22 protein-coding genes are annotated in these 26759 nt (G+C 32.3%); 14 read left to right on the forward strand and 8 right to left on the reverse strand.

Annotated features, from left to right (window positions below):
• Position 1 precedes the first annotated feature (1 nt).
• Genes ACZ451_RS09230 through ACZ451_RS09245 form a run of 4 tightly spaced genes read left to right on the forward strand, consistent with a single transcriptional unit; the run spans position 2 to position 6619 of the window.
• Positions 2-1774, forward strand: coding sequence for a glycoside hydrolase family 36 protein (locus ACZ451_RS09230; RefSeq protein WP_464216826.1), 1773 nt, complete (start codon positions 2-4; stop codon positions 1772-1774).
• Positions 1775-1784: 10 nt separating this feature from the next.
• On the forward strand, positions 1785-3440 hold the full coding sequence (locus ACZ451_RS09235) for a solute:sodium symporter family transporter (protein ID WP_464216827.1): 1656 nt from the start codon (positions 1785-1787) through the stop codon (positions 3438-3440).
• A gap of 10 nt (positions 3441-3450) precedes the next feature.
• Positions 3451-4947 carry a glycerol kinase GlpK gene (gene glpK, locus ACZ451_RS09240; RefSeq protein WP_464216828.1) on the forward strand — a complete coding sequence of 499 codons (1497 nt, stop codon included), beginning with the start codon at positions 3451-3453 and terminating at the stop codon, positions 4945-4947.
• A gap of 19 nt (positions 4948-4966) precedes the next feature.
• Positions 4967-6619: a glycerol-3-phosphate dehydrogenase/oxidase gene (locus ACZ451_RS09245; RefSeq protein WP_464216829.1), complete on the forward strand. Its 1653-nt coding sequence runs from the start codon at positions 4967-4969 to the stop codon at positions 6617-6619.
• Positions 6620-6622: 3 nt separating this feature from the next.
• Here ACZ451_RS09245 and ACZ451_RS09250 read toward each other — a convergent pair whose 3' ends face one another.
• Together ACZ451_RS09250 and gldJ are read right to left on the reverse strand one after the other, a co-directional pair.
• Positions 6623-7897 carry a UDP-N-acetylmuramoyl-tripeptide--D-alanyl-D-alanine ligase gene (locus ACZ451_RS09250; protein ID WP_464216830.1) on the reverse strand — a complete coding sequence of 425 codons (1275 nt, stop codon included), beginning with the start codon at positions 7895-7897 and terminating at the stop codon, positions 6623-6625.
• A 64-nt stretch (positions 7898-7961) separates the two neighbouring features.
• A complete protein-coding gene (gldJ, locus tag ACZ451_RS09255) occupies positions 7962-9647 on the reverse strand; it encodes a gliding motility lipoprotein GldJ (RefSeq protein WP_464216831.1) in 1686 nt (561 codons plus the stop codon).
• 428 nt (positions 9648-10075) lie between these two features.
• On the opposite strand from gldJ, the gene porV reads away from it, so the two are divergent.
• The 9 genes from porV to ACZ451_RS09300 all read left to right on the forward strand — a co-directional run bounded on the left by porV (position 10076) and on the right by ACZ451_RS09300 (position 19726).
• Positions 10076-11224 carry a type IX secretion system outer membrane channel protein PorV gene (gene porV / locus ACZ451_RS09260; protein ID WP_464216832.1) on the forward strand — a complete coding sequence of 383 codons (1149 nt, stop codon included), beginning with the start codon at positions 10076-10078 and terminating at the stop codon, positions 11222-11224.
• Positions 11225-11339: 115 nt separating this feature from the next.
• Positions 11340-11822 carry a cytidine deaminase gene (cdd, locus tag ACZ451_RS09265; RefSeq protein WP_464216834.1) on the forward strand — a complete coding sequence of 161 codons (483 nt, stop codon included), beginning with the start codon at positions 11340-11342 and terminating at the stop codon, positions 11820-11822.
• A gap of 182 nt (positions 11823-12004) precedes the next feature.
• On the forward strand, positions 12005-13003 hold the full coding sequence (pdhA, locus tag ACZ451_RS09270) for a pyruvate dehydrogenase (acetyl-transferring) E1 component subunit alpha (RefSeq protein WP_464216835.1): 999 nt from the start codon (positions 12005-12007) through the stop codon (positions 13001-13003).
• 4 nt (positions 13004-13007) lie between these two features.
• Positions 13008-14645 (forward strand): dihydrolipoamide acetyltransferase family protein, encoded by a 1638-nt coding sequence (locus tag ACZ451_RS09275; protein ID WP_464216836.1) that lies wholly within the window; start codon positions 13008-13010, stop codon positions 14643-14645.
• A gap of 87 nt (positions 14646-14732) precedes the next feature.
• Positions 14733-15767, forward strand: a complete 1035-nt coding sequence (locus ACZ451_RS09280; protein ID WP_464216837.1) for a M28 family metallopeptidase — start codon at positions 14733-14735, stop codon at positions 15765-15767.
• Positions 15767-16447: an SDR family NAD(P)-dependent oxidoreductase gene (locus tag ACZ451_RS09285; RefSeq protein WP_464216838.1), complete on the forward strand. Its 681-nt coding sequence runs from the start codon at positions 15767-15769 to the stop codon at positions 16445-16447. Before ACZ451_RS09280 ends, ACZ451_RS09285 begins: the two co-directional genes overlap by 1 nt.
• A 45-nt stretch (positions 16448-16492) precedes the next feature.
• Positions 16493-17098: a SprT-like domain-containing protein gene (locus ACZ451_RS09290; protein ID WP_464216839.1), complete on the forward strand. Its 606-nt coding sequence runs from the start codon at positions 16493-16495 to the stop codon at positions 17096-17098.
• 9 nt (positions 17099-17107) lie between these two features.
• A complete protein-coding gene (locus tag ACZ451_RS09295) occupies positions 17108-18178 on the forward strand; it encodes a mannose-1-phosphate guanylyltransferase (protein WP_464216840.1) in 1071 nt (356 codons plus the stop codon).
• Between the two features lie 12 nt (positions 18179-18190).
• Positions 18191-19726: a DUF389 domain-containing protein gene (locus ACZ451_RS09300; RefSeq protein ID WP_464216841.1), complete on the forward strand. Its 1536-nt coding sequence runs from the start codon at positions 18191-18193 to the stop codon at positions 19724-19726.
• Between the two features lie 126 nt (positions 19727-19852).
• On the opposite strand, the gene ACZ451_RS09305 is transcribed toward ACZ451_RS09300, so the two are convergent.
• Positions 19853-20620 carry an ABC transporter ATP-binding protein gene (locus ACZ451_RS09305; protein WP_464216842.1) on the reverse strand — a complete coding sequence of 256 codons (768 nt, stop codon included), beginning with the start codon at positions 20618-20620 and terminating at the stop codon, positions 19853-19855.
• Positions 20620-21357, reverse strand: a complete 738-nt coding sequence (locus tag ACZ451_RS09310) for an MlaE family ABC transporter permease (RefSeq protein ID WP_464216843.1) — start codon at positions 21355-21357, stop codon at positions 20620-20622. The genes ACZ451_RS09305 and ACZ451_RS09310 overlap by 1 nt, the downstream gene beginning before the upstream one ends.
• Before the next feature lie 114 nt (positions 21358-21471).
• On the opposite strand from ACZ451_RS09310, the gene pafA reads away from it, so the two are divergent.
• Complete coding sequence (gene pafA / locus ACZ451_RS09315) at positions 21472-23157, forward strand: alkaline phosphatase PafA (protein ID WP_464216844.1); 1686 nt, start codon at positions 21472-21474, stop codon at positions 23155-23157.
• Between the two features lie 8 nt (positions 23158-23165).
• Here the strand turns inward: pafA and ACZ451_RS09320 are convergent, their stop codons facing one another.
• Genes ACZ451_RS09320 through ACZ451_RS09335 form a run of 4 tightly spaced genes read right to left on the reverse strand, consistent with a single transcriptional unit; the run spans position 23166 to position 26387 of the window.
• The gene (locus ACZ451_RS09320) at positions 23166-24014 is read right to left on the reverse strand and encodes a glycosyltransferase family 2 protein (protein WP_464216845.1); all 849 of its coding nucleotides are present in this window, start codon (positions 24012-24014) and stop codon (positions 23166-23168) included.
• 21 nt (positions 24015-24035) lie between these two features.
• A complete protein-coding gene (locus ACZ451_RS09325) occupies positions 24036-24761 on the reverse strand; it encodes a phytanoyl-CoA dioxygenase family protein (RefSeq protein WP_464216846.1) in 726 nt (241 codons plus the stop codon).
• Positions 24762-24791: 30 nt separating this feature from the next.
• Positions 24792-25316, reverse strand: a complete 525-nt coding sequence (locus ACZ451_RS09330; protein WP_464216847.1) for a methyltransferase domain-containing protein — start codon at positions 25314-25316, stop codon at positions 24792-24794.
• 12 nt (positions 25317-25328) lie between these two features.
• On the reverse strand, positions 25329-26387 hold the full coding sequence (locus ACZ451_RS09335; RefSeq protein WP_464216848.1) for a 3-oxoacyl-ACP synthase III family protein: 1059 nt from the start codon (positions 26385-26387) through the stop codon (positions 25329-25331).
• Positions 26388-26759: the final 372 nt, after the last annotated feature.

The following is a 26759-nucleotide window of genomic DNA, read 5'->3' on the forward strand; positions in this document are numbered from 1 at the left end:
TATGATTGTAGATGTTACAGAGGATAGAGAAACTATTGGAATTAACCAGAGTACTAATAGTAAAGTAAGTTCATCCTTAAAAGAAATTACGAACAAAGATGGAATAATTATATACGATTTTGAAGTTTCGAGTACTGAAGCTGTTTTTCCTGATCCAATAACTTTAAAATGGAAAGTGCCTGCTATAAATGTAAAAGGCGTTTGGAAACCAACCGCAGACTTTTCTAAACGTATCCAAGCCGATTGGGAATTAGATCATATGGAATCCAGAATTTCTATTGATGCCCCAGTAATAAGCTTATTTAGTCATGATGATCATAATATACTAACATTTGCTTGCTCTGATGCAATTAATAAGCTAGAAATGAATGCTTGTATTAGAGAAGAAGATAATCAATTTTATTGTCATATTACTTTTTTTAGTGAGCAAGCGTATGAAACGAATCATTTTAAAACACAAATCCGTTTAGACTACCGACCTATTCATTTTTCAGAAACCTTAAAAGCTACTTCTAAATGGTGGGAGACTTATGAAGAATTAAAGCCAACTTCTGTACCAACTATTGCAAAAATGCCATTGTATTCTACATGGTATCAATTTCATCAAAGCTTAGATGAAAAATTACTACTAGAAGAATGTAAAATAGCAAACGATTTAGGGTATAAAGCTATTATTTTAGATGATGGTTGGCAGACAAAAGACAACAATAGGGGTTATGATTACACGGGAGATTGGCAACCAGAGCGAATTCCTAATATGAAAAAATTTGTTTCTAAAATTCATCAAACGGGGATGAAAGTGGGTTTGTGGTATTCTGTGCCATTTTGTGGTAAGAAATCTAAAGCGTATCAAAAATTTAAAGGAAAATTTTTAACAGAAAATCATAGATGGGCGCCAGTTTTTGATCCTCGCTATCCAGAAATAAGAGCATATCTAATCAATATTTATAAAAAAGCTGTAGAGGAGTGGAACTTAGATGGACTTAAATTAGATTTTATAGATGATTTTAGATGGTATAAAGACACCCCTTTACATCAAGAAAATGGTAGAGACTATGCTTCTATAAACCTTGCAGTAGATAAGCTATTATCTGATGTTATTACTGTATTAAAGCATGTTAATCCAAATATTTTTATAGAATTCCGTCAAAAATACATAGGCCCGGCAATGCGTAAATATGGTAACATATTACGCGCTTTTGACTGTCCAGGAGATGCTACCATGAATAGGGTAAGAATAGCAGATATACGTATGTTGTGCGGAGAAACTGCCGTACATTCAGATATGGTAACTTGGCATCATAAAGAGCCAGTAGAAATTGCAGCATTACAATTGATAAATACTTTTTTTGGTGTCCCACAACTTTCTGTGCTCTTAACAGAAATCTCTGGAGAGCATAAAGCAATGATTGCATTTTATACTAAATATTGGAACGAAAATGCTACGGTACTTATGGAAGGAAATTTTATACCTTTAAGCCCATTAAGCAATTACCCAATTAAAAAAGTTTCAAAAAATAATCAAACTATTATCGGTGTGTATGATGATTATGTTATAGAGATATCAAATGCTGATAAAAAAATACATATCTTAAATGCGCAATTGACAAATAAGATTGTATTAAGAAATAGAAAGAAAATGGGTAAATATAAATGTACTGTTTATGATTGTATGGGTAGCATAATGGATAAAACAGAATTCAAATTAAAAAAAGGCTTAATGGAAATTGCTGTTCCGGAATGTGGAATAATTCAGCTTAAAAAAATAAAATAAACAGTAAATAATGGATGTATTACCAATTTTATCTTTCGCAGGGTTTACAATATTAGTGGCTATCATTGCATGGTATGCTTCAAGAAATACAGATGAGAAATCTGCTGATGGCTATTACCTTGGTGGGAGAAGTTTAGGTGCTATAACCATAGCAGGTTCCTTATTACTTACCAATCTTTCTGCAGAACAAATAGTTGGTTTAAATGGGCAATCTTTTGCGCAAGGAATTTTAGTAATGGCATGGGAAACTTTAGCTGCAGTGGCAATGATTGTAACTGCTATTTTTTTATTACCTAAATATATGAGATCTGGAATTACTACTATTCCAGAATTTATAGAAGAGCGCTTTGATGCACAAACAAAATCGATACTGTCCATTCTTTTTTTAGTAGCTTTTGGTGTAGTACTATTGCCTACCATATTGTATTCTGGATCTATTGCCTTTAGTACTATGTTTGATTTGCCAACAGCATTAGGAGTGCCACAGTCCACTATTATTTGGATTTGTGTATGGAGTATAGGTTTAATTGGTTCTGTATATGCCATTTTTGGTGGTCTTAAAGCAGTAGCGGTTTCGGATTTAGTGAATGCTATTGGTTTGTTAATAGGAGGATTGTTAATTCCTGTTTTTGGTTTATTACTAATTGGTAATGATAGTATTAGTGATGGTTTAAGTACTTTATGGAAAGGAAATCCAGAGAAATTTAATGTAAAAGGAGAAATAGATTCTTTTATTCCTTTTGGTACGATCTTTACTGGAATGATGATCGCTCAAATGTATTATTGGGGAACAAACCAATCTATATTACAACGTGTTTTTGGTGCTAAAAGCTTAAAAGAAGGGCAAAAAGGGATGATTTTTGCTGGTTTTGTAAAGTTTCTTATCCCAATTATAGTCGTATTACCCGGCGTTATAGCTTGGCATGTTTTTGATGGAAATTTAGAAAACGCAGATCAAGCCTACCCAGCATTAGTTCGTAAAGTATTACCGTCTGCGTTCTTAGGTTTTTTTGCAGCTGTTTTATTTGGCGCAGTTTTAAGTTCATTTAATAGTTTACTTAATAGTAGTTCTACTTTGTTTGGAGTAGATCTATACGGCCAATATTTTAATAAAAATGCCTCGGATGTGCAAAGAGTAAAAGCAGGGAAGAAATTTGGTATTGTTTTAGCAATAATATCAATGTCTATTGCACCTTTTATAGCAGATGCACCAGACGGATTGTTTTCTTATATTCAAGAGTCTTTAGGAAGTTTAAGTGTCCCTATTTTAGCAGTGGTAACCATGGGGATGATTACTAAAAAAGTACCTGCTTTAAGTGCAAAAATAGTTTTAACAGTAGGGGTGCTTATGTACCTAATTAGTCAATTTGTATTAAGTCCTTATTTTGTGGATGCAGCATTAGCAGAAGCTGCTGCAAACGGTATCACAAATGCAAAAGAGCTAGGTGTAATAAAGGCAAAGGCGTACCCTCACTTTTTACATATTATGGGAATTCTTTTTGTGATTAATGTAATATTTATGCTGTTTATGGGAATACTTTTTCCTAATCAGAAGGTGTATGAGCCTAAAATTACTGAGGAAATAGATATAACTCCATGGAAATATGCAAAAATTGTTGGTCTTGTTATTTCCATATTAGTATTAAGTACTTACTTTATTTTCTAAGTTAAACGAAATGATTTCAGACAAGAAATATATTATTGCCTTAGACCAAGGCACGTCTAGTTCTAGAGCACTTTTAATTAATGATAATGGCGCTATTGTTGCAATGGAACAAGAGGAATTTCAACAAATATATCCGCAATCAGATTGGGTAGAACACGATCCAAATGCTATTTTAGAAACCCAATTAAACGTTTTTCATAGGCTTATAAAAAAACAAAAAATCGCTTTGTCAGACATTAAAGCTATAGGGATTACCAATCAGCGCGAAACAACTATTGTTTGGGATAAGAAAACGGGTAAACCTATTTATAATGCTATTGTTTGGCAAGATAAAAGAACAGTATCTTATTGTGAGAAATTAAGAGAGAATGGTTTAACCAATTATATTAGAAAAAATACAGGGCTAGTCATAGATTCTTATTTTTCTGGAACTAAAATAAAATGGATTCTAGATCATGTAGATGGAGCTCAAGAAAAAGTTTTAAATGGTAATTTGTGTTTTGGAACAGTAGATACCTGGTTAATATGGAATTTAACAAAAGGAGAAGTTCATGTAACCGATTATTCTAATGCCTCCCGAACCTTATTGTATAATATTAATACATTAACTTGGGATGAAACCTTATTAAAAGCCTTAGAAATTCCTAAAAGTCTATTGCCAGAAGTTAAACCTTCTTCAAGCATATTTGGATATTATGAATTAGAGGGGCAAAAAATTCCTATAGCCAGTATACTAGGTGATCAGCAGGCAGCACTCTTTGGTCAAGCATGCATACATAAAGGTGATGCTAAGAATACCTATGGCACAGGTTGTTTTTTATTAATGAATACTGGTGAAGCTCCACAATATTCTAAAAATGGATTGTTAACCACAATTGCTTGGGGTGTAAATGCTAAAGTAAGCTATGCTTTAGAAGGTAGTATTTTTATAGGAGGGGCTGCTATACAATGGTTAAGAGACGAATTAACCTTAATTGCTTCTGCAGCCGAAACGGAAGTGTTGGCTAATGAATTACAAAATGATAATCCAGTTTATGTAGTTCCTGCTTTTGCTGGTTTAGGAGCGCCATATTGGGATATGTATGCACGGGGAGCTATTTTTGGATTAACAAGGGATACTGGTAAAAAACATATTACAAAGGCAACTTTAGATAGTTTAGCTTATCAGACCAGAGATATTTTAGAAGCTATGCAAAACGATTCTGGTTTAGAAATGAAATCTTTACGAGTAGATGGTGGTGCTGCTGCAAATGATTATCTAATGCAATTTCAAGCAGCTATACTAGGTAAAGAAGTAATTAGACCAGCTTCTATAGAATCTACTGCGTTAGGGGCTGCTTATATGGCAGGAATAACAGTGGGTTTATGGAAAGAAGAAGATATTGTACAATCTAAAGATATAGACGCCGTTTTTAAACCTAATATCTCTGAAGAAAAAAAAGATAAGCTATACAAAGGATGGAAAAAAGCAGTGAAACGAACTATGAATTGGGAAGAAAAAGCATAAAAATTGCGATACAAAAAGAATGGAAATAAAAACATATACGCATTTAAGGAGAGCGGAATTAATAACTAAGTTTAAGGATGCCTCATATGATTTAGTCGTTATTGGAGGTGGTATTACAGGTGCTGGTATTGCGTTAGATGCAGCCTCTAGAGGTATGAAAGTTGCTTTAGTAGAAAAAGGAGATTTTGCATCAGGAACAAGCAGTAAATCTACAAAGCTAATACATGGAGGATTACGGTATCTAAAACAATTTGATTTTGCTTTAGTGAGAGAAGTTGGTACAGAAAGAGCTATAGTACATAAACTTGCACCGCATTTAGTATTACCAGAAAAAATGCTGTTACCACTAGTAAAAAATGGTTCTTACGGCAAAATTTTATCATCAATTGGACTAAAAGTATATGATATTTTAGCCAATGTAAAAGGAGATGATAGAAGAAAAATGATAGGTAAAGAAAAGGCTTTAGCTTTAGAACCACTTTTGCCTAATAAAGAATTAAAGGGAGCAGCGTATTACGCAGAATATAGAACAGATGATGCAAGACTTACCATAGAGAATATAAAAACAGCTAATAATTACGGAGCTACTATTTTAAATTATTCAGAAGTACAAAACTTTTTATACAAAGAAAATCAGGTTTCTGGCGTTGTGGTAAAAGATGTTTTAAGTGATGAGGTATACCATATAAATTCTAAATTTGTAATTAATGCTGGAGGACCTTGGGTAGATGAATTAAGAGCATTTAATGCTTCTAAAACTGGCAAGCAATTGCATCTTACTAAAGGTATTCATTTGGTTTTTCCTAAAGAAAAATTGCCAGTAAAGCAATCTGTTTATTTTGATATTCCTGATGGTAGAATGATGTTTGCTATTCCCAGAGGAAAAGTTACCTATGCTGGGACTACAGATACAAGTTATAAAGGGGATAAAAACGATATAGATGTAAATAAAAAAGATGCTAATTATGTTTTAGATGGCATTAATACAATGTTTCCTGGTGTTCATTTAGAACTTAAAGATGTCATTTCTTCTTGGGCTGGCTTACGCCCTTTAATACACGAAGAAGGAAAATCGCCTTCAGAATTGTCAAGAAAAGATGAGATTTTTGTTTCAGATACAGGCCTTATAAGTATGGCTGGTGGTAAGCTAACAGGGTATCGTAAAATGGCACAAAAAATAGTTGATAAACTTCAAAAGAAATTAGAGCGAAAAACAGCGGTTAATTTTAAAAAAGTAGCCACAAAAAAAATTCCACTTTGTGGTGGTGTATGGAAAAGCCATAAAGAAGTATTGACGTATATTAATAAACTAATAACTGATTATAGTACAATAGGGCTTAGTGATTATTATGCTTGGTATTTAACTACTACATATGGGAAACAAACGGAAAGAATATTAGCTATTTATAATTCTTTTGAAAAAGGAACCCATTTCGGAAAACTAATAAAAGCAGAATTACATTTTTGTATTCAACATGAAATGGTTGTTACACCAATGGATTTTTTTATAAGACGTACCGGAAGAATGTATTTTGATATTGAAAGTGTTTCTACGTATTTAGATTTGGTATTAGAAGAGTTTAAAACAATTTTTGAACTTTCTGACGAAAAAGTGTTATCCTACAAGAAAGAATTAGAAAAAGAAATTTACAACCATTCTAATTTTGAATAATCTTTATAATACATCCAAAATACGTTCTAACGCCATACCTCTTGAGCCCTTTATAAGAATGTTACTTTTTGGAATTTCTTGTTTTTTTAAGAATTCTTTTAAAACTTCAAAAGAAGAAAAAGTATCTATTTTTGTTTGAGTAGTATTAAAATTTTCGCCTATTAAATAAGTATAATCAAAATCCATAGAGATCGCTAAATCTGCAATTGCTTGATGTTCATTTGCTGCGGTTTCACCAAGCTCAAACATATCACCTAAAAAAACAATTTTAGAAGTAGCATCTATTTTTTTAAAATTTTCTAATGCAACCTCCATACTACTAGGATTAGCATTATAAGCATCTAAAATAATTTGATGACCATTTTTTTCTATAATTTGTGAACGGTTATTTGATGGAGTATAACTCTCAATACCTTTTTTAATATCTTTTATACTTACGTTAAAGTATTTACCCATTAGTATTGCAGCACAGCAATTATTATAATTATATGCCCCAATTAGTTTTGAGTTAATTTCTGAATTTTCAAAAGCAATTTGCACAAATGGATTTGCGGATATAAACTGAATTGGATAGTATTTTGAATTGGTTTGACTATAACCAAACTTTTTAGCATAATTGTTTAGTTTGTCTATTTGAATAGGATCGTCTGCATTAAGAAAAACGTACTTATTATCACTAATTAAATATTGATAAAGCTCACTTTTGCCCTTTATAACACCTTCAACACCCCCAAAACCTTCTAGATGTGCTTTTCCAAAATTAGTTATATACCCATAATCTGGCTCAGCTATGGTGCATAGAAATTCAATTTCTTTTTGGTGATTGGCACCCATTTCTACTATGGCTATTTCTGTATCTTTTTTTATAGTTAATAGCGTTAAAGGAACCCCAATATGATTGTTTAAATTTCCAATGGTTGCAATAGTTTTATAACTTGTGGCTAATACAGCGTTAATCAGTTCCTTTGTGGTGGTTTTTCCATTACTTCCTGTTAAACTAATAATTTTAGCTTTAGATTGTTTACGATGGTAATTAGCAAGTTTTTGTAATGTAACTAATACATCCTTTACTAGAATTGTATTTTTGTGATTTGCGTATTTTTCTTCGTCAACAATAGCATAGATAGCACCGTTTTCTAATGCTTTTTGGGCATAAGCGTTACCGTTAAAATTATCCCCTTTTAATGCAAAGAAAAGGCAGTTCTTTGTGATTTTTCTGGTGTCTGTAGATATTGTAGGATGCTGTAAAAACAGCTGGTGAAGTTCTGCTATTATCATAAAACTAAGGTATAAAAAAAGTCCTGATGTTTTTTCATCAGGACTTTTTTTATGTTGTATAAATTTATTTTGTCTTTTTGTGACGTACTTGTTTGTTTTTAATTTTTGATTTAGAACCAACTCTAGACATTGCACATCTAAATCCAATATAGTCTGTAGCCATATATTGTGGTAAATATCTACGTTGCGCTGGGTCTAACCAATACGCTCTATCTCTCCAAGAACCACCTTTGTAAACTCTAACTTCATCATTAATTAAAGAAGTTCTATTGTTAGATTTGTCATATTGTCTTGTGATATTTCCAAGAGAATCTCGCTCTACTTTGTGCTTAGGAGAGTTATACATCTTCTTTTGTTCTTTTTTCTCACCATCTTCACCTTCTTCCTCATCATTAAATCTGTCATAAAATCTTGAAGAACTTGGATCTCCGTCTCGGTGACCTCTATTATCACTTTTAGAGAAATTTGTTCTTAAATACGTTTCTTCTTCATCAACAGCTACCATTCGTATTTCACCAGGTAAATTTACAGCAACTACTTTGCCATTTGGTAAGGTGTCATAAACAACTTCATTACCAGTTAGTACTTGTGCTTTACCATCATCACCAATAGCGGTTTTCATGTAAACATTACCTCTGTAGTAATTAAAATCACTCACTTCGTCATCTACAATCGGTCTGTAAACATCAGCCACCCATTCGGCAACATTACCAGCCATATCATATAAACCTAAAGCGTTAGGCTTGTATTTTTTTACTTGAGCAGTAATATCAGCACCATCGTCAGACCATTCTGCGATTCCACCATAATCACCTTTTCCTTGTTTAAAGTTTGCTAATTGATCTCCTCTTCCTACTCGCTTTCCATTTCTAGTGTAATCACCTTCCCAAGGATATTTTTTTCTTCCTCTGTAATTGTTGTACTCTCTAGATCCCACTTGTGCTTGTGCAGCATATTCCCATTCCGCTTCTGTAGGTAATCTATATTCTGGTAAAATTACACCTGTGCTTCTTCCTGCAAATACAGAGACAGAATCTTTTTTCTTTTTACCTTGTAAAGAATCTATTTGACTCGCATATGAAGAATGTGGATTGTTTAAGTAAGTTTCTGTGCTAAATGATCCTTCATCTATTTCACCATTATACACTTTGTATAAAGCTTCTTCTGCTACATAACCTTCTTTTACTAATTTCATTTCGTTTACACGATCTGTACGCCATTCCGCAAACTGAGTAGCTTGTATCCAATTTACACCAACTACAGGATATTCTGCATAACCTGGATGACGTAAATAATTATTAGTCATTGTTTCGTTATATCCTAAACGGTTTCTCCAAACTAAAGTATCTGGTAATGCTCCTTTATAAATATTAGCATATCTTGGATCGTCTGGAGGATATACATTTTTTAAATAGTCTAAATATTCTAAGTACATAGAATTCGTAACTTCAGTTTCGTCCATGTAAAAAGATTGAACGTGCTGCGATGATGGTGTATTATTCCATTCATGCATTACATCATCTTGAACTTTACCTTTTGTAAAGGTACCTCCTTCAACAAATACTAAGCCAGGAGCAGTTTCTTGCTCTTTATAATCTGTATTTTGTTTAAATCCACCTTCTTTAGCATTTATTTTCCATCCAGTGGCTCTTGAAGTATTTTTAGATGAAGAAGAAGACTTCTTACAACTACTTACGCCACCTGCTATAATAGCACAAGAGAGAATAACTTTAATGAATTGTTTTTTCATAATTAGGACTTGAGTTCTATAATATCAACTTATAATTTATAGTTGAATTCAATATTTATATTTTCTTTACTATCGCATTCGGCATTAAAACGTCATTTTGCAAAGAATATTTCATTAAACTGAAATATTTTGCAGAATATTAAGATTCAATAACCAGAATACAATATGGTATTACTATTATGATAACGAATAAAAAATGATAATAGTATTCGCATTTCACCTTTTTTAAATTTAATTTCATAGGATTTTTATATAGGATTGTAATAAAACTTTTATATTTAAATTGTATTATTGTAGCCGACCATTTTTTAAATTTTTATTTCTAAGTAGATAAGTTTTTTTAAAATAGAACGTTTAATATAATGAGAACGAGAATTTTTAGAAAAAATAGTATTATTCTAAAAATATACACTAATTAAAATATAGAAATGAAAAAATTATTAGTCTTTACCTTATTAATAATCACTTTTAAATTAACTGCACAAGGAGAAAGAGCTATTACTACAGGTGTCCCTTTTTTAAATATAGCTGCTGATGCCAGAGCTTCTGGTCTAGGTGATATGGGAGTTGCTACTTCTGTAGATGCATATTCCCAACAATGGAATCCAGCAAAATTTGCTTTTGCAGAAAATAGAATAGGTATTGGTATTAGTTATACTCCTTTCTTAGAGAGTGTGGTTAATGATATAGGTTTATTAAATGCTAATTTTTATAACAAGATTGATGCTCAAAGCGCATATGCTATTAGTCTTAGATACTTTACTCTTGGAGAAATAGAGTTAAGACAAACGGCTGGAGAACCAGGAACTAGAGTTAAACCAAATGAGTTTGCTTTAGATGGTTCTTATTCTTTAAAGTTAAGTGAAACCTTTTCTATGGCAGTTGCAGGTAGGTTTATAAGTTCAAATCTTAGATTACAAAATCAGCCAAATTCTGATGCGCAATCGGCAACTTCTTTTGCAGTAGATGTTGCAGGTTTCTATACCTCTAAAGAAAAGGCATATAATTCTTTTGACGGTAGATGGAGAGCAGGTTTTAATATTTCTAATGTTGGGAATAAAATAACTTATGACCAGGGCGGTAACACAAACTTTTTACCTACTAATTTAAGATTTGGCGTTGGTTTTGATTTTATTTTAGACGCAGATAATGTCTTAGCTTTAACATCAGAATTTAATAAGCTATTAGTACCTACACCACAAGATTTTAATAACGATGGTGTTGTTAATGGTTTGGATAATGATGAATTGCAAGATATAGGTTTTGTGGAAGGAATTTTTTCCTCTTTTGGAGATGCTCCTGGAGGTTTTTCAGAAGAATTACAAGAAACTACATGGGCATTAGGGGCAGAGTATACCTATCAAGATTCCTTTATGCTGCGCACAGGATATTTTAATGAAAGTCAAGAAAAAGGATTTAGAAAATTCTTTTCTTTAGGTGCTGGTTTTAAATTTAGAGCAGCACAAATAGATTTATCTTACTTGTTTTCTACATCAAGAATAAGAAGTCCATTAGAAAATACATTACGTTTTTCTTTAACATTCAACTTAGGAGATCAACCAACTTTAGCTGAATAACTAAGAAAGTGTAAAAGATGTAAAAAGATCAAAGAATTTATTTCTTTGGTCTTTTTTAGTTTTTAAGAAAATTCTTTGTGTTATCTTACTTTACCATTTATAAAATTAAATTATTGTGAGAAAACAACAACTAAGTATAGAATTTTCTGTTTTCGATTCTTTAAAAGAATTACCTAAAAAAGAGTATCTATTAATGAAAAAAGCTGTTGCTGCCAGAAAAGATGCATATGCTCCATACTCAAACTTTCAAGTAGGGGCTGCTGTATTATTAAAAAATGGAGAAGTAGTAATAGGGAATAATCAAGAAAATGCAGCGTTTCCTGCAGGGCTTTGTGCAGAACGAGTTGCTGTTTTTCAAGCAGGAGCAAAATATCCAGAAGAAACAATTATAGCTATAGCGATTTCTGCTACTTCTAAAAATTATGTAGTAGATACAGCTGCTGCGCCTTGCGGTAATTGTAGGCAAGCTATAGCTGAGTACGAACAAAGGCAAAAAACGCCTATTCAATTATTTTTAATGGGAGAAAAAGGAGAAGTAATTCAATGTAATTCGCTTGCAGATATTTTACCCCTCGCCTTTAACAATTCATTTTTATGAATTTAATGGCTAAAAAATTGATAAATATCACTTTTAAGGGGCAATTCATGAAATTCTGATTTTCTCAACAAGCTTTTGCTTTAATTTTTTTACCTAATTGATTTATATGTGTATTTTTGTGTTTCGCTTTTTCTCTAAATCATTAATAATAGCGATAATGCAGTACTACAAAAACACAATTAATGGAAAAAATCACTAAGGAAGTCTACCTAAAATGGTATGAAGACATGTTATTCTGGAGAAAGTTTGAGGATAAACTTGCAGCCGTTTATATCCAACAAAAAGTTAGAGGGTTTCTTCACTTGTATAACGGACAAGAAGCTGTTTTAGCAGGGGCTTTACATGCAATGGACCTTACAAAAGATAAGATGATTACAGCATATAGAAATCATGTTCAGCCAATTGGTATGGGAGAAGATCCTAAACGAGTAATGGCAGAATTGTATGGAAAAGTTACTGGAACATCTAAAGGAATGGGAGGTTCTATGCATATTTTTTCTAAAGAACATCGTTTTTATGGTGGGCATGGTATTGTTGGAGGTCAAATTCCTTTAGGTGCTGGATTAGCTTTTGCGGATAAATATAAAAAGAGTGATGCCGTTACAATATGTTACATGGGAGACGGTGCTGTTAGGCAAGGTTCCTTGCATGAAACATTTAACTTAGCGATGCTATGGCAATTACCAGTAGTTTTTGTTTGTGAAAACAATGGTTATGCTATGGGGACATCTGTAGCAAGAACATCTTATTCTACAGATATATGGAAGCTAGGTTTAGGGTATGAGATGCCATGCGGGCCTGTAGATGGTATGGATCCAGTAACTGTTGCAAAGGAAATGAGTAAAGCAATAGAAAGAGCAAGAACAGGAGGAGGACCAACTTTCTTAGAAATGAAAACATACAGGTATAGAGGTCATTCTATGTCAGATGCTCAACACTACAGAACAAAAGATGAAGTAGAAGAATACAAAAAAATAGATCCAATTACACAAGTATTAGATGTAATAAAGGAGAATAAATACGCAACTGAAGAAGAAATTAAAGCAATAGACAAAAGCGTAAAAGCTAGAGTTTCTGAGTGCGAAAAATTTGCTGAAGAATCAGAATATCCGCCGATAAACCAGATGTATGATATGGTATACGAGCAAGAGGATTTTCCATTTGTAAAACATAAATTATAGTTCAATGGCGATAGTAGTAAATATGCCAAGACTTAGTGATACCATGGAAGAGGGTACTGTTGCTAAGTGGTTAAAAAATGTTGGAGATAAGGTAGAAGAAGGAGATATCCTTGCAGAAATAGAGACAGACAAAGCTACAATGGAGTTTGAGTCTTTTAATGAAGGAACACTTTTACACATAGGAGTTGCAGAAGGTGATGGTGCACCAGTAGATACGCTTTTAGCTATTATTGGTGATGAAGGAGAAGACATCTCAGCACATTTAAATGGTGCTGCATCCTCATCAGAAAATACAGCTTCGGAAGATAATGCGCCTAAAGAAGAAAAAGTAGCAGAAACATCAACAAGTGAAACAGCTACAACAATACCAGAAGGAGTAGTAATTGTAAACATGCCAAGACTTAGTGATACTATGGAAGAAGGTACTGTTGCTGCTTGGTTAAAAAATGTAGGTGATACTGTAGAAGAGGGCGATATTCTTGCAGAAATAGAAACAGATAAAGCTACCATGGAGTTTGAGTCTTTTAATGAAGGAACTCTTTTACATATTGGGGTTGCAGAAGGTGAGGGCGCTCCTGTAGATACGCTTTTGGCTATTATTGGCCCTGCAGGTACAGATGTGAACAGTGTTTTAAATGCAAAACCATCAACAGCAAGTACAGATAATGATGCAAAAGTGGAAACAAAACCTACTGAAAATAAAGAAGTAGTTAATACTCCAACAGTGTCGTCTAATGATACTAAAAGAGTATTTGCATCACCATTGGCTAAAAAAATAGCTTCTGATAAAGGATTAGATTTATCTCAAATTTCAGGTTCAGGAGATAATGGTAGGATAGTTAAGAAAGATGTAGAGAATTATACCCCTTCTGCTACATCTACAAAAACTACAACCGTAGCAAATGATACTAATACTGTAGCAGCAACTAAAATTATAGCTCCAGTATTACCTGTTGGTGAAGAAGGCTCAGAAGAAGTTAAAAATTCTTCTATGCGAAAAGTTATTGCAAAAGTATTGGGGCAATCTAAATTTACAGCACCACATTTTTACCTTAATGTAGAGGTGGATATGGATAATGCTAAAGCCTCTAGAGCACAAATTAATAGTTTGCCAGATACTAAAGTGTCGTTTAATGACATGGTTTTAAAGGCTTGTGCAATGGCATTAGTAAAACACCCACAAGTAAATACCTCTTGGAACGGAGATACAACGCGTTATAATAAGCATATTCATTTAGGTGTTGCTGTTGCTGTTGATGAAGGCTTGGTAGTGCCAGTAGTAAAATTTGCGGATCAATTACAACTTACTCAGATTGGGGCAGCAGTTAAAGATTTAGCAGGGAAAGCTAGGAGTAAAAAAATAGCACCTAACGAAATGGAAGGTAGTACATTTACCGTTTCTAATTTAGGAATGTTTGGTATTGAGTCATTTACATCAATCATAAATCAGCCCAATTCTGCAATTTTATCTGTAGGAGCAATTGTAGAAAAACCGGTGGTTAAAAATGGAGAAATTGTGGTAGGAAATACAATGAAACTTACTTTAGCTTGTGATCATAGAACTGTAGATGGTGCCGTAGGAGCACAGTTTTTACAGACTTTGAGATCTTTTATTGAAAATCCAGTAACGATGTTAGCCTAATTACTAGAGGCTTTAAAAAATCATATAAAGCATCCGTTTTTAGCGGATGCTTTTTTTATCTTTAAGTTTTTAAATAGAATACCTCTTATGAAAATAATAGTATATGTGTTAGCAGTAGTCTTTATGTGCAGCTGTGGTGGATCAAAAATTATTAAAACAAAACCTGAAAATATTGAAGCCAAAGAAGTTGTTGAGAGCCAAGTGGCAGATTCTGAAATAATAAAAGAAGTTAAAAGAACTGCGCTTGCTAAAGTTTCTTTTGCAACAAGTAAAGGTGTAAAAGAAATTATTTCTTTCTTAGCCTCAGATGATTTAAAAGGAAGAGATACCGGAAGTGAAGGAATTGAAGTTGCAGCGAATTATATTGAAGCAATATTTAAAAAGAATGGAGTAAAACCATATTTTAAAACATACAAGGATACCATTTCTAATTTTAATAAACCAGCATATAATGTTGTTGGTGTTTTAGAAGGCTCTGATCCAATTTTAAAAGAAGAAGTTGTTATTATAGGTGCTCATTATGATCATATTGGTATGCTTACTCCAGAAAATGGTGATGCTATTGCCAATGGAGCTAATGATAATGCATCTGGAACAACTACTGTTTTAGAATTAGCACGTTATTTTGGAACTACTAAAAAGAATAAACGAACTGTAATTTTTGCTTTGTTTACGGCTGAAGAAAAAGGATTGTTGGGTTCAAAAGATTTAGCTTTACGATTAAAAGAAGCGAATATTAATTTGTACACCATGTTAAATTTTGAGATGGTAGGTGTGGCCTTAAATGACAAAGATTATTTCATGTATGTTACAGGCTATGAAAACTCTAATATGGCTGCTGTAGCAAATGATTATTCGGGTGAAAAATTAATTGGTTTCTTGCCGTCTGCTAAGAATATGAATCTTTTCCGCCGCTCAGACAATTATGCTTTTCATACAGCATTTAATGTGCCTTCGCAAACATTTTGCACATTTGATTTTACAAACTTCAACCATTACCACAAAGTAGGTGATGAAGTAGAATTAATGAATTTTGACCATATGGCACGAGTAGTAAATAAATCTATACCGATGGTTACTGGTATTGTAAATGCATCAACTAAAGAAATTAAATACAATTAATGGCTAACATTATAATAACAGGTTCTAGTAGAGGTATTGGTTTTGAAATGGCTCAATTATTTGCTGATGATGGGCATAAAGTATTAGCTTTATCTAGAAATGAAAAGCCTATTTTAGCTTTAAATCATAAAAATATTACAGCTTTTTCTTTTGATTTAGGAAATGAATCTCATTTAGAGAAGCTTCAAGATTTTATAGATACCCATTGGGGAACAGTTGATATACTTATTAATAATGCAGGGAAACTATTAAACAAACCCTTTTTAGAAACGGAGGCAATTGCTTTTGAAGAAGTGTATAAAGTAAATGTATTTGGTGTAGCACGTATTACAAAACTAGTAATACCAAAAATGCCTAAAAATGGACACGTTATTACCATAAGTTCTATGGGTGGCGTACAAGGTAGTATGAAATTCCCAGGTTTATCTGCATATAGTTCTAGTAAAGCAGCCGTGATTACTTTAACAGAACTTTGGGCCGAAGAATTTAAAGAAACAGGACCGTCTTTTAATGTATTAGCTTTAGGCGCAGTACAAACAGAAATGCTAGAAGAAGCTTTTCCAGGTTATATAGCACCTACTACAGCATTAGAAATGGCGACATATATAAAAGATTTTGCCCTAACTGGGAATAAATTGTTCAATGGAAAAATGTTGCAAGTGAGCAATAGTACTCCGTAAGAAAAATAATGTTAAGTTAATTATAGAAAAGATTATTTTTGTAATATGCAGCGTATTCTTGAGAAATACCTTCCAGAAAGAGCCATAACGGATTGCATTACTTTAATAAAAGAGTATCATGTAAATCTAAAGGTTGTTAATCAGCGTGTTACAAGACATGGAGATTATAGAAGGCTTCCAGATGGTTCTCATAAAATTACAATAAATGCTTCTCTTAATAAATATAGGTTTTTAATGACCTTAGTGCATGAAATTGCCCATTTAGTTGCTTTTGAGAAATATGGTAGAGCAATAAAGCCACATGGTTTAGAATGGAAAAATACATTTCAAAAATTAATGTTACCATTTATTAGACCAGAAATTTTTCCTTCCAAAGTATTGCCTTTAATAGCTAACCATTTTAGAAACCCAAAAGCCAGTAGTGATACCGATGCACGACTATCAATAGCTTTAAAAGAATATGATAAAGTAGAAAAGATAGACCAAAGCTATGTGTATGAACTTCCTATAGGTAGTATTTTTAGAATACATAATGGAAGGGTTTTTAAAAAGGGAAATCGGAAAATAAAAAGATACGAATGTGCTGAAATTGCCACGGGAAGAATGTATTTGTTTCAACCAAATGCTGAGGTAGAATTAATAACAGATTAATTACATATGATGAATAAAAATAATTATGCAGTTTTAATGGCTGGAGGAGTAGGATCGCGTTTTTGGCCTGTAAGTACTGCAGAATACCCTAAACAGTTTCATGATATGTTAGGTACTGGTGACACATTGATTCAAAAAACATTTAAACGCCTAAATAAATTTGTTCCAACAGAAAATATTTTAATCCTAACTAATGAGCGTTATAACAATTTAGTTTTAGAGCAATTGCCTTTAGTAAAACAAAAGCAAGTAGTATTAGAACCTACCATGAGAAATACAGCACCATGTATTTTATATGCTTCATTAAAAATACAGAAAGAAAATCCAAATGCAGTAATGATTGTTGCTCCAAGCGACCATTGGATAGAAAACGAAGCGGCTTTTGCTACAGATGTACAACAGTGTTTTGATCTATGTAAAAATGAAGATGTACTTTGTACTCTTGGTATTAAACCTACTTTCCCCAATACAGGTTTTGGATATATAGAATATAACAAAACAAGCACTTCAGCAATTAAGAAAGTAAATCAGTTTAGAGAAAAGCCAGATTATGAAACTGCAAAACAGTTTTTAGAGCAAGGAAACTTTTTATGGAATGGCGGTATTTTTATGTGGAGTGTACAAACCATAGTTGCAGCATTTAAAATGTACCAAACTGCTCAATATAAATTGTTTGAGAAAGGGATAGAAATGTATAACACCCCTAAAGAGCAAGAATTTATTGATGTCCATTATCCAGAAGCAGAGAATATATCTATTGATTATGCTATTCTAGAAAACCATACTAATATAGCTGTATTACCTGCTACTTTTGATTGGAATGATCTAGGAACATGGGGATCACTTTATGACAAATTAGGTAAAGACGAACATCAAAATGCTATTGTTAACAGTAAAGTATTAGCAGAAGACGCTTCTGGAAATATGATTAGATCTGCAAAAGATAAAATTGTTGTAATAGACGGGTTAAATGACTACATTATAGTAGATAAAGAAGATGTTTTATTAATATATCCAAAATCTAAAGAACAAGATATTAAAAAAGTGCTTGTAAAAGTGAAAGATAAATTTGGAGACTAATACAACCATGATATGACAAACGAACCAAACCAAAACCAAAATGAAAGCGTAGAAGAAGTAGAAAAAGATTTTAAGGGACTTGTAGGAAGTTCTAAAAAATTTATTTCTGAATTATTGAGTATACGGAGCAATACCGATCAGGAAGCTACTAAAACTTCTATTATTGATGATATTCCCTTTAAAGGTCACACTTCATGGATTTTAATTTGCTCTATTTTTATTGCTTCTATTGGGCTAAATGCAAATTCTACAGCTGTTGTTATTGGGGCCATGTTAATATCTCCATTAATGGGGCCTATTTTAGGAATGGGGCTATCCTTAGCCATAAATGATATTGATACTCTGAGAAGATCGTTAAAAAACTTTTCGGTGATGGTAGTTTTAAGTGTATTGACTGCCTTTTTATTTTTTAAATTTTTTCCCTTAAAAACTGAATCCTCTGAGTTGTTAGCACGTACAGCTCCAGATATTAGAGATGTATTAATTGCCTTTTTTGGAGGTTTAGCGTTAGTAATTGCAAGGGCTAAAAGGGGGACCATTGCAAGTGTTATTTTTGGTGTAGCCATAGCAACAGCATTGATGCCGCCTTTGTGTACTGTAGGTTTTGGTTTGGCAATTGGCAATTGGGATTATGCTATTGGTGCCATGTATTTATTTACCATAAATACAATTTTTATAGCCTTGGCTACTTTTTTAGTGATTAAAATACTACGTTTTCCCATGGTGCGCTATGCCAATTCTAAACGGCGAGCACAAATTGCGCGGTTAGCATCAGTCATTGCTATTTCTGTAATGATACCAGCAGGGATCACATTTTATAATGCGTTACAACAGTCTTTACATAATAATGATGCAAAAGAATTTGTGAATAATACTATTGCAAAATATCAATTTTCTGGTAATGGTAGATTTTTGGATGACTTTACTGCTATAAAGTATGGTGAAGGTAACGTTTCTATCTTGCAGAAATTAGTAAGCCTCTTTAAGCCTGAAAAGACGGTTGATACTCGTAGTAATTCGTACATATCTGTTATGTTTATGGGTAATGAATTGGTTCCGGATAACATTATTTCTAGTTGGAATGCTATTAAGAATGAAAGCGAAAGACTTAAAAACACAGAACTCCGAATTATACAAGGTAGTAAGAATAAAGAGATAGATCAACTGAAGTATGTAGATGAATTGTATGAAAATACAAAAGCAGAATTGATGGGGAAAGATGAGAAAATTAGATTATTAGAATCTGAAGTGGCAAAACTTCAAAAATCGGTATCTAAAAAAATTCCATTTCAAGAGATTAGTGCAGAGGCTAAAATAAATTATGAAAACCTTTCTTCTTTAGCGTATTCTTATATGCTAAAAACAAATTTTCAAAAAACAGATACGATACCTGTCTTTGAAGTGCAATGGAAAGAAAGCAAAAAAGAGAAAGATTTTACAGCAAAAACTAAAAAACTATCGAATTGGTTAAAGGTTAGACTTAATGATACAATTATACAGGTACGAACTTTACCTAACCTAATAGAAGAACAGGCTAAATCAAAGTAGTGTTGTATGTAGTATGTTAAAAAACGAGTATTTATTAGTGACGAATAGCACAAAAAAATAACTTTGACTACTGACTACTGACTACTGACTACTGACTACTGACTACTGACTACTGACTATTGATACCTAATTCCGTTCCTCAATATACATTTGACGTACTTTTTTAAAAAGCTCTGAGCTGTATACAAAGTCCGTTACAGCTTCATTGTTAGTTTTAAAAATCTCTTTATTAGTACCTTCCCATTCTTTTAATCCATTTTTGAGAAAGAGGATTTTTTGACCAATTTCCATAACAGAATTCATATCATGTGTGTTAATTACAGTAGTAATATCAAACTCTTCTGTAATTTCTTGGATAAGATTATCAATTAAAATAGCAGTTTTAGGATCTAAACCAGAGTTAGGCTCATCACAAAATAAGTATTTAGGATTCATTACAATTGCTCTGGCTATAGCAACTCTTTTTTGCATCCCACCAGATATTTCTGATGGAAATTTATGATGCGCATCAATAAGGTTTACACGTTTTAAAACAATATTTACGCGGTCTTGCATCTCAGATTTAGACTGTTTGGTAAACATTTCTAAAGGAAACATCACATTACCTTCAACTGTCATAGAATCAAATAATGCACTACCTTGGAAAACCATTCCCATTTCCTGTCTTAAATCTCTTTTCTCTTCAGCAGAAAGGCTAGAGTATGTTTTACCATCATAACAGATAGCACCTTCTTCCGGTTCAAAAAGCCCTAAAAGGCATTTTAAAAAAACTGTTTTTCCTGAACCACTTTGCCCAATAATTAGATTGGTTTTTCCCTTATCAAAAACAGTACTTAATCCTTTAAGAATTTTTGCCTCACCAAAAGATTTATGAATGTCTTTTACTTGTATCATTAGCCTAGTAGTAATTGTGTTAATATGTAATTTAATATAATAATAACAACACTAGTCCAAACAAAAGAGGTTGTACTTGCTTTTCCTACTTCTAGAGCACCGCCTTTCATATAAAAACCATGAAAAGACGGTATGGTAGCAATGATAAAAGAGAAAATTATTGTTTTTATAAAAGCATAAGTTATATGAAACGGAATAAAATCTAGTTGCAAACCTTCTACAAATTCTGCACTGCTTAAAAAACCACCAAAAACGCCAGCTAGCCAACCGCCAAATATACCAACATACATTCCTATAGCTATGGCAAATGGATAAAATAATAAGGCAATAATCTTTGGGAAAACTAAATAGTTTAAAGAGTTTACACCCATTACCTCTAATGCGTCAATCTGTTCTGTAACACGCATAGTACCTATACTAGAAGTAATATAAGAACCTACTTTACCAGCCATAATAATGGAGATAAATGTTGGCGCAAATTCTAAAATTACTGATTGCCTTGCTGCAAAACCAATTAAACTTCTAGGTATTAATGGACTTGATAAGTTTAAGGCAGTTTGTATGGTTACTACGGCACCAATAAAGAAAGAAATAAATATAATGATGCCAAGAGAACCATAAATAAGCTCGTCAATTTCTTTTAGAATAAGTGTTTTCATGATACGCCATTTTGTAGGTTTTTTAAAAACCTCTCGTACCATAAGAAAATAACTGCCAATAGATGCTAAATAGCTCATTAAATAAATATAAACATATTAAGGGTAAAAATAATAATATTAAATTTCATTTAACCTTCATTTAGATGTTAAGAGTGTTTATTTCTTTATTTTTATCGCTTTAAAATAGATCAGATGTCAAGAAATTGTTTTGCCTTTTTTGTATTAATAGGGTGTTTATGCCTAAATCCATTGTCAGTACAAGCGCAAAGGAAGTCTAAAAAGAAAGTAGAAGAAAACACTATAGTAAGCCCATATACCAATCCAAAATTAGTAGTTGGTATTGTTGTTGACCAAATGCGATATGATTATTTAACCCGTTTTTGGAACCATTATGGTAATGGCGGTTTTAAACGTTTGATTAATGATGGTTTTAATTGTAAAAACAATCATTTTAATTATGCGCCAACCAGTACCGGGCCAGGGCATGCATCCATATATACAGGTACAACACCTGCTGCCCATGGAATTATAGGGAATAATTGGTATGATAAGGATTTGGAAAAAGAAGTGTATTGTGCTTCAGATGATAGCTATAATTCAATAGGAACAAGTACTGATGCAGGTAAGATGTCGCCACATAGAATGACGGTGACTACCCTAACAGATCAGTTAAGATTGCATACTCAAATGCGTGGAAAAGTTATTGCTATTGCCTTAAAAGATAGAGGAGCAATACTTCCTGGAGGACATTCGGCAAATGCCGCTTATTGGTTTAATGGATATGCAGAAGGCAATTTTATTACAAGTAGTTATTATATGAATAGCCTGCCTAAATGGGTTACAGACTTTAACGATTCAGATAAAGCAGAATCTTATAAAAAACCATGGAATACCTTTAAAGATATAAGTACATATCTAGAAAGTGGTACAGATAATAATGGTTACGAAGGTTTGTTTGAAGGTGAAGTAAATACTGCTTTCCCTCATGATCTTCCAGCGCTTTGGAATGCAAATAACAATTTTGAACTTTTAAAAATGACTCCTTTTGGAAATGCCATAACTACAGATTTTGCTATCGCTGCTTTAGAAGGTGAAAATTTAGGAATGGATGGTGTTACAGATTTCTTAGCAGTTAGTTTTTCGAGTACAGATTATGTAGGGCATGGCTTTGGAGTTAATTCTAAAGAAATTCAAGATACATACCTGCGTTTAGATGCCGATTTAGAGAGGCTTTTTAAAACTTTAGATGCTAAAGTAGGAACTGGAGAATATACTGTTTTTTTAACTGCTGACCATGCGGCCATTAATGTGCCAGCATATTTAAAAGATCAGAAAATACCTGCTGGTTATTTGGAAACTGGAAATATGAAAAAACGTTTTAATACTTTTTTAAAGTATAATTATGGAACTACAGATATTGTGAAAAATTGGTCTAATAACCAATTGTTTTTAGATCATAAAATTGTAAAAAATTTAGATTTAGAATTAAGAGTTGTTCAAGAACAATTGGTAAAGGAGTTATTGACATATGGCTTTTATGACAAATGTTATACGGCATACCAAATGTGGCAAAATGAGTATACAAGAGGTATTCCATATGTGTTGCAAAATGGTTACAATCAACAAAGATCTGGAGATGTACTTATGGTATTAAAACCAGGAACGATAAGTTACCCTAAAACGGGTTCTACCCATGGTTCGCCTCAAATTTATGATACACACGTGCCTTTATTGTTTTATGGAAAAGGAATTAAAAAAGGAGAAACCTATGAAAGAACAGAAATTTCTGATGTAGCACCCACTATAGCATCTTTATTAGGAATTGCTTTTCCAAATGGTACTACAGGAAATACTATTAGTAAAGTATTAGAAAAGTAGTAATAGTATTAAAACAATTTCCTTTTGATGCCTTTCCAACGGAGCTTACGAATATATTTGCCCTCTTCTTTAGAAACTAAAAAAGGGGCTTTTTCTTTTTTAGCTTTAAAATAACCTCTTATATTGTTTATGAAATATGAAAAACTTTTTTTCTTCCAAGCAGATTTTATAGAGGCGATAGCACTAATGATAAAGCCATAACGCATTTTATAAAGTGCTTCACCCTGTAGAAATTTTGTGTTTTTACTGTATGATATTCCAGTAGGCCTAAGATGTTTTACAAAAAGAGTTTGATCTACATAAGTTTCAAAACCATGATATTTTGCTAAAAGCACATCAACAGTATCCCATCCAATAGAGGGTTTTAGTCCGCCAATTTTCTCAAAACAAGCTTTGGTATATAACTTTATAGGCCCTCTTATATGTGTTTTGTCTGCTATGTTTTCGTAAATCCAATCATTTCCTTTTTTGATATGAACTAAACCAGAACATACTCCTAATTTGGGATGATCAGAAAAATGCTGTAACATCTTTTCAAAATAATTTGGAGGGAGAATAATATCGGCATCAAATTTTCCAATACTATCATATGAAGTAGTGAGTTGTTGCAAACCAAAATTAAAAGTGTCTACTACTTTCTTACCAGGAATGTGTAGGTTAGAAGAAGTGTTTTGAACTACTTTTATCCAAGAGTTGTTTTTACTAAATTCTTGCGCAATTTTAAAAGTGGCATCAGAAGAATTATCATCTACAACAATAAGCTCAGTCGGTATTACGGTTTGCGAAACAAAAGCCTCTAGGCAAGATGCTAGATCTTTCTCTTCATTATGAGCAGGTATGATGATGCAGTAGTTCAATTATAATGTAAAGAGATTAAGTTAACTTGCTTTTATATCATAATATTCTAACCAATTTAATGGTTTTTGTAATTTATGCTTATTCAGTTCTAAATGAATAACTCTTCTTTTTTCTCCATTTGTTGTTCTATTTGAAGCATGTAAAGTTAAAGGTTTCATTAACATAACTCCACCTTTTTCTACTTCACAAATATCTTCTTTTTTTGAAAACCAAGCATTAGAGTCAGTACGAATTATTCCTTTTAAATGTGATTTTGAAATTACTTTTAGTGCACCATTGTTTGCGTTTGTTTTATCTAAATGAATTCTAATAGTTATGGTGTCCTCTAAAATTTTGATAGGGGGTTGTACTCCGTATTGCCCTTTTTTAAAAGTCCAATTTGTATAATTTTCTAAATTAATTTTTTGATCAACAGAGATGCTTAAATCTTGATGATAAGGAACAAACCAATTAGATTCACTTGGTTTATCAAAATAAATTGCTTTTGTTAAGAAATAATCAGAACATGATAGGGCATAAATTAGTTCTTTTAATTTTTTAGTAAAGAGTAGTTTTGCTAATTCAGGAATATGTTTTAAAAGTTGTCTTATGGCAAATAAATCCTTTGTTTTTAGGAAAGAACTCCCCTCTTGCTCTTTACAATCAATACAGGTCTGAATTTTACTTATTTCACTTTTAGAATATAAATGAGTTAAAATTGAATAACCATTTTCTTCTAGTTCTATTTTATTTGCTTGATAGTTCATTTTTTGAGCTTTCTCACAATATATTAAAAACTATTGCTTTCGTTCTGCGTAAACAATATAATATCGATTGGTAAATCTACGGAGTAAGGGTCTAATGCCAAACTTCTTGACTGGGTTTGTCCATTTTGCAGCATCTTTTATTTCCCAACCAGCCTTTTCTAAAAGCCAATCAAATTGCCAGTCTTCAAACTCATGATAATGCCTGTCCCAAGGATCTGTTTTGCTTCTGTAGGCAGAAGTAAACCACAAACGCATTGGAATACTAGCTACTAATTTATCAGCTTTAATTTCTTTTAAAACATTAAAGGGAGCTATTAAATGCTCAAAAATCTCAAAGGCAGTTACTACAGTTGCATTAGAATTTAATACAGCTGAGAAATCGATATCTAAATCTTCACCTTTAGTATTTTCAACATCAAATCCTTGTGCTGACATAATTTCAGAAAAAGGATTTTCAACACCTAAGTCTAAAATTTTTTGATCCTTAGTAATATGTTTTTCTAGAAAAGTAAGAGTATGCTTAAAACGCTTGCTTGGAAAATTATTTTCGTACATGAAAGGCTTTGCTTAATATCTGTAAACTATGGCGTTAATGTTCATTCCTGCGCCAACACTTGCAAATATAACAACATCTTCTTTTTCTATATGCTGATTTTCTAATTTTCCTCTTTTTACTAAATCAAATAATGTAGGAACTGTTGCTACTGAACTGTTTCCTAACTTCCCTATGCTCATAGGCATAATACCTTCTGGTACTTGCATTCCATATGCTTTGTAAAAACGTTTGATGATGGCTTCATCCATTTTTTCGTTTGCTTGATGAATAAAAATCTTTTTTACTTCTGTAATGGCAACCCCACTGTTGTCTAAACAGTCTTTCATTGCTTTTGGGACATTAATTACTGCAAATTCGTAGATTTTCCTTCCATACATTTTAATATATCTATCGTTTTTCTTTTCGGTATCTGCGTATGATTCTCCAAAGAAAAGATAGTTAGCTTCATCATAAGCATAAGTGGCTGAAGCATGTCCTAAAATTTTACCACCTTCTTCTATAGCTTCTATCATAGTTGCCCCAGCACCATCAGCATAAATCATAGAATCACGATCATTAGGGTCTATAACTCTAGAAAGTGTTTCTGCGCCTATTACTAAGCATTTTTTTGCCATTCCACTTTTTATAAATGCTTTGGCCTGTATTACGCCTTCAACCCATCCAGGGCAGCCAAATAAAAGGTCGTACGCAACACATTTAGGATTTTTTATTTTTAAAAGATGTTTTACACGTGTAGCTAAGCTTGGTAGTGTGTCTCCTTGCCGTTTTCCATGAGAAACATCACCAAAATTATGAGCAAAAATGATATAGTCAATAGTTTCTTTATTAATCTTTGCATCAATAATAGCTTTTTCAGCAGCGAAAGTTGCTATGTCTGATGTGTTTAAATCATTTGTAACATAACGCCTTTCAGATATGCCTGTAATAGCCTTAAATTTTTCTATAATAACGTCATTGGTATATTGAAATGGGGAGCCATCATTATTTAAAAATTCGTGATTTTCAAAAGATTTATTCTCAGCTATCTGCGAAGGTATATAGCATCCAGTGCCAGTAATTCCAATTTTCATTTTTTAGTATTGGTATAGTTGTACCAATCTACAACTATTAAGAACAAGGTGTTATGCGTGCATAATAAATGTAATGATGTTCAATAAGATAATTAAGGAATAATAAAAATTAAAAATCGATTAAAATATTTTTAAAATACTGTATGTTAGTATATTGGATGTTTTTCAGGGAATTTAAAATTCTATTAAATTACGATTCCCAACATACGTATTAGTTTTTGTTTTTTACTAAAAAAGTAATCATTTTCACATCATATTTGATATTTTTAAGACTTATATATCATAATTATTTGTTAAAAAATGGAATGACTATTAATTCTTAATAATTTGATTTTCAATTAGTTAAGAATAATTAAAATCTTTTTTCATCTT

The organism is Allocellulophaga tsushimaensis, from assembly GCF_055383085.1.

Bases quoted from the DNA above. Each gene is read 5' to 3' on its own strand.
- glpK (WP_464216828.1), top strand. From the start codon at position 3,451: ATGATTTCAGACAAGAAATATATTATTGCCTTAGACCAAGGCACGTCT.
- gldJ (WP_464216831.1), bottom strand. From the start codon at position 9,647: ATGAAAAAACAATTCATTAAAGTTATTCTCTCTTGTGCTATTATAGCA.
- ACZ451_RS09300 (WP_464216841.1), top strand. From the start codon at position 18,191: ATGACAAACGAACCAAACCAAAACCAAAATGAAAGCGTAGAAGAAGTA.
- ACZ451_RS09290 (WP_464216839.1), top strand. From the start codon at position 16,493: ATGCAGCGTATTCTTGAGAAATACCTTCCAGAAAGAGCCATAACGGAT.
- porV (WP_464216832.1), top strand. From the start codon at position 10,076: ATGAAAAAATTATTAGTCTTTACCTTATTAATAATCACTTTTAAATTA.
- ACZ451_RS09285 (WP_464216838.1), top strand. From the start codon at position 15,767: ATGGCTAACATTATAATAACAGGTTCTAGTAGAGGTATTGGTTTTGAA.
- ACZ451_RS09325 (WP_464216846.1), bottom strand. From the start codon at position 24,761: ATGAACTATCAAGCAAATAAAATAGAACTAGAAGAAAATGGTTATTCA.
- ACZ451_RS09250 (WP_464216830.1), bottom strand. From the start codon at position 7,897: ATGATAATAGCAGAACTTCACCAGCTGTTTTTACAGCATCCTACAATA.
- ACZ451_RS09230 (WP_464216826.1), top strand. From the start codon at position 2: ATGATTGTAGATGTTACAGAGGATAGAGAAACTATTGGAATTAACCAG.
- ACZ451_RS09335 (WP_464216848.1), bottom strand. From the start codon at position 26,387: ATGAAAATTGGAATTACTGGCACTGGATGCTATATACCTTCGCAGATA.
- ACZ451_RS09280 (WP_464216837.1), top strand. From the start codon at position 14,733: ATGAAAATAATAGTATATGTGTTAGCAGTAGTCTTTATGTGCAGCTGT.
- ACZ451_RS09275 (WP_464216836.1), top strand. From the start codon at position 13,008: ATGGCGATAGTAGTAAATATGCCAAGACTTAGTGATACCATGGAAGAG.
- ACZ451_RS09245 (WP_464216829.1), top strand. From the start codon at position 4,967: ATGGAAATAAAAACATATACGCATTTAAGGAGAGCGGAATTAATAACT.
- ACZ451_RS09305 (WP_464216842.1), bottom strand. From the start codon at position 20,620: ATGATACAAGTAAAAGACATTCATAAATCTTTTGGTGAGGCAAAAATT.
- pafA (WP_464216844.1), top strand. From the start codon at position 21,472: ATGTCAAGAAATTGTTTTGCCTTTTTTGTATTAATAGGGTGTTTATGC.
- ACZ451_RS09235 (WP_464216827.1), top strand. From the start codon at position 1,785: ATGGATGTATTACCAATTTTATCTTTCGCAGGGTTTACAATATTAGTG.
- ACZ451_RS09295 (WP_464216840.1), top strand. From the start codon at position 17,108: ATGAATAAAAATAATTATGCAGTTTTAATGGCTGGAGGAGTAGGATCG.
- pdhA (WP_464216835.1), top strand. From the start codon at position 12,005: ATGGAAAAAATCACTAAGGAAGTCTACCTAAAATGGTATGAAGACATG.
- ACZ451_RS09310 (WP_464216843.1), bottom strand. From the start codon at position 21,357: ATGAGCTATTTAGCATCTATTGGCAGTTATTTTCTTATGGTACGAGAG.
- ACZ451_RS09330 (WP_464216847.1), bottom strand. From the start codon at position 25,316: ATGTACGAAAATAATTTTCCAAGCAAGCGTTTTAAGCATACTCTTACT.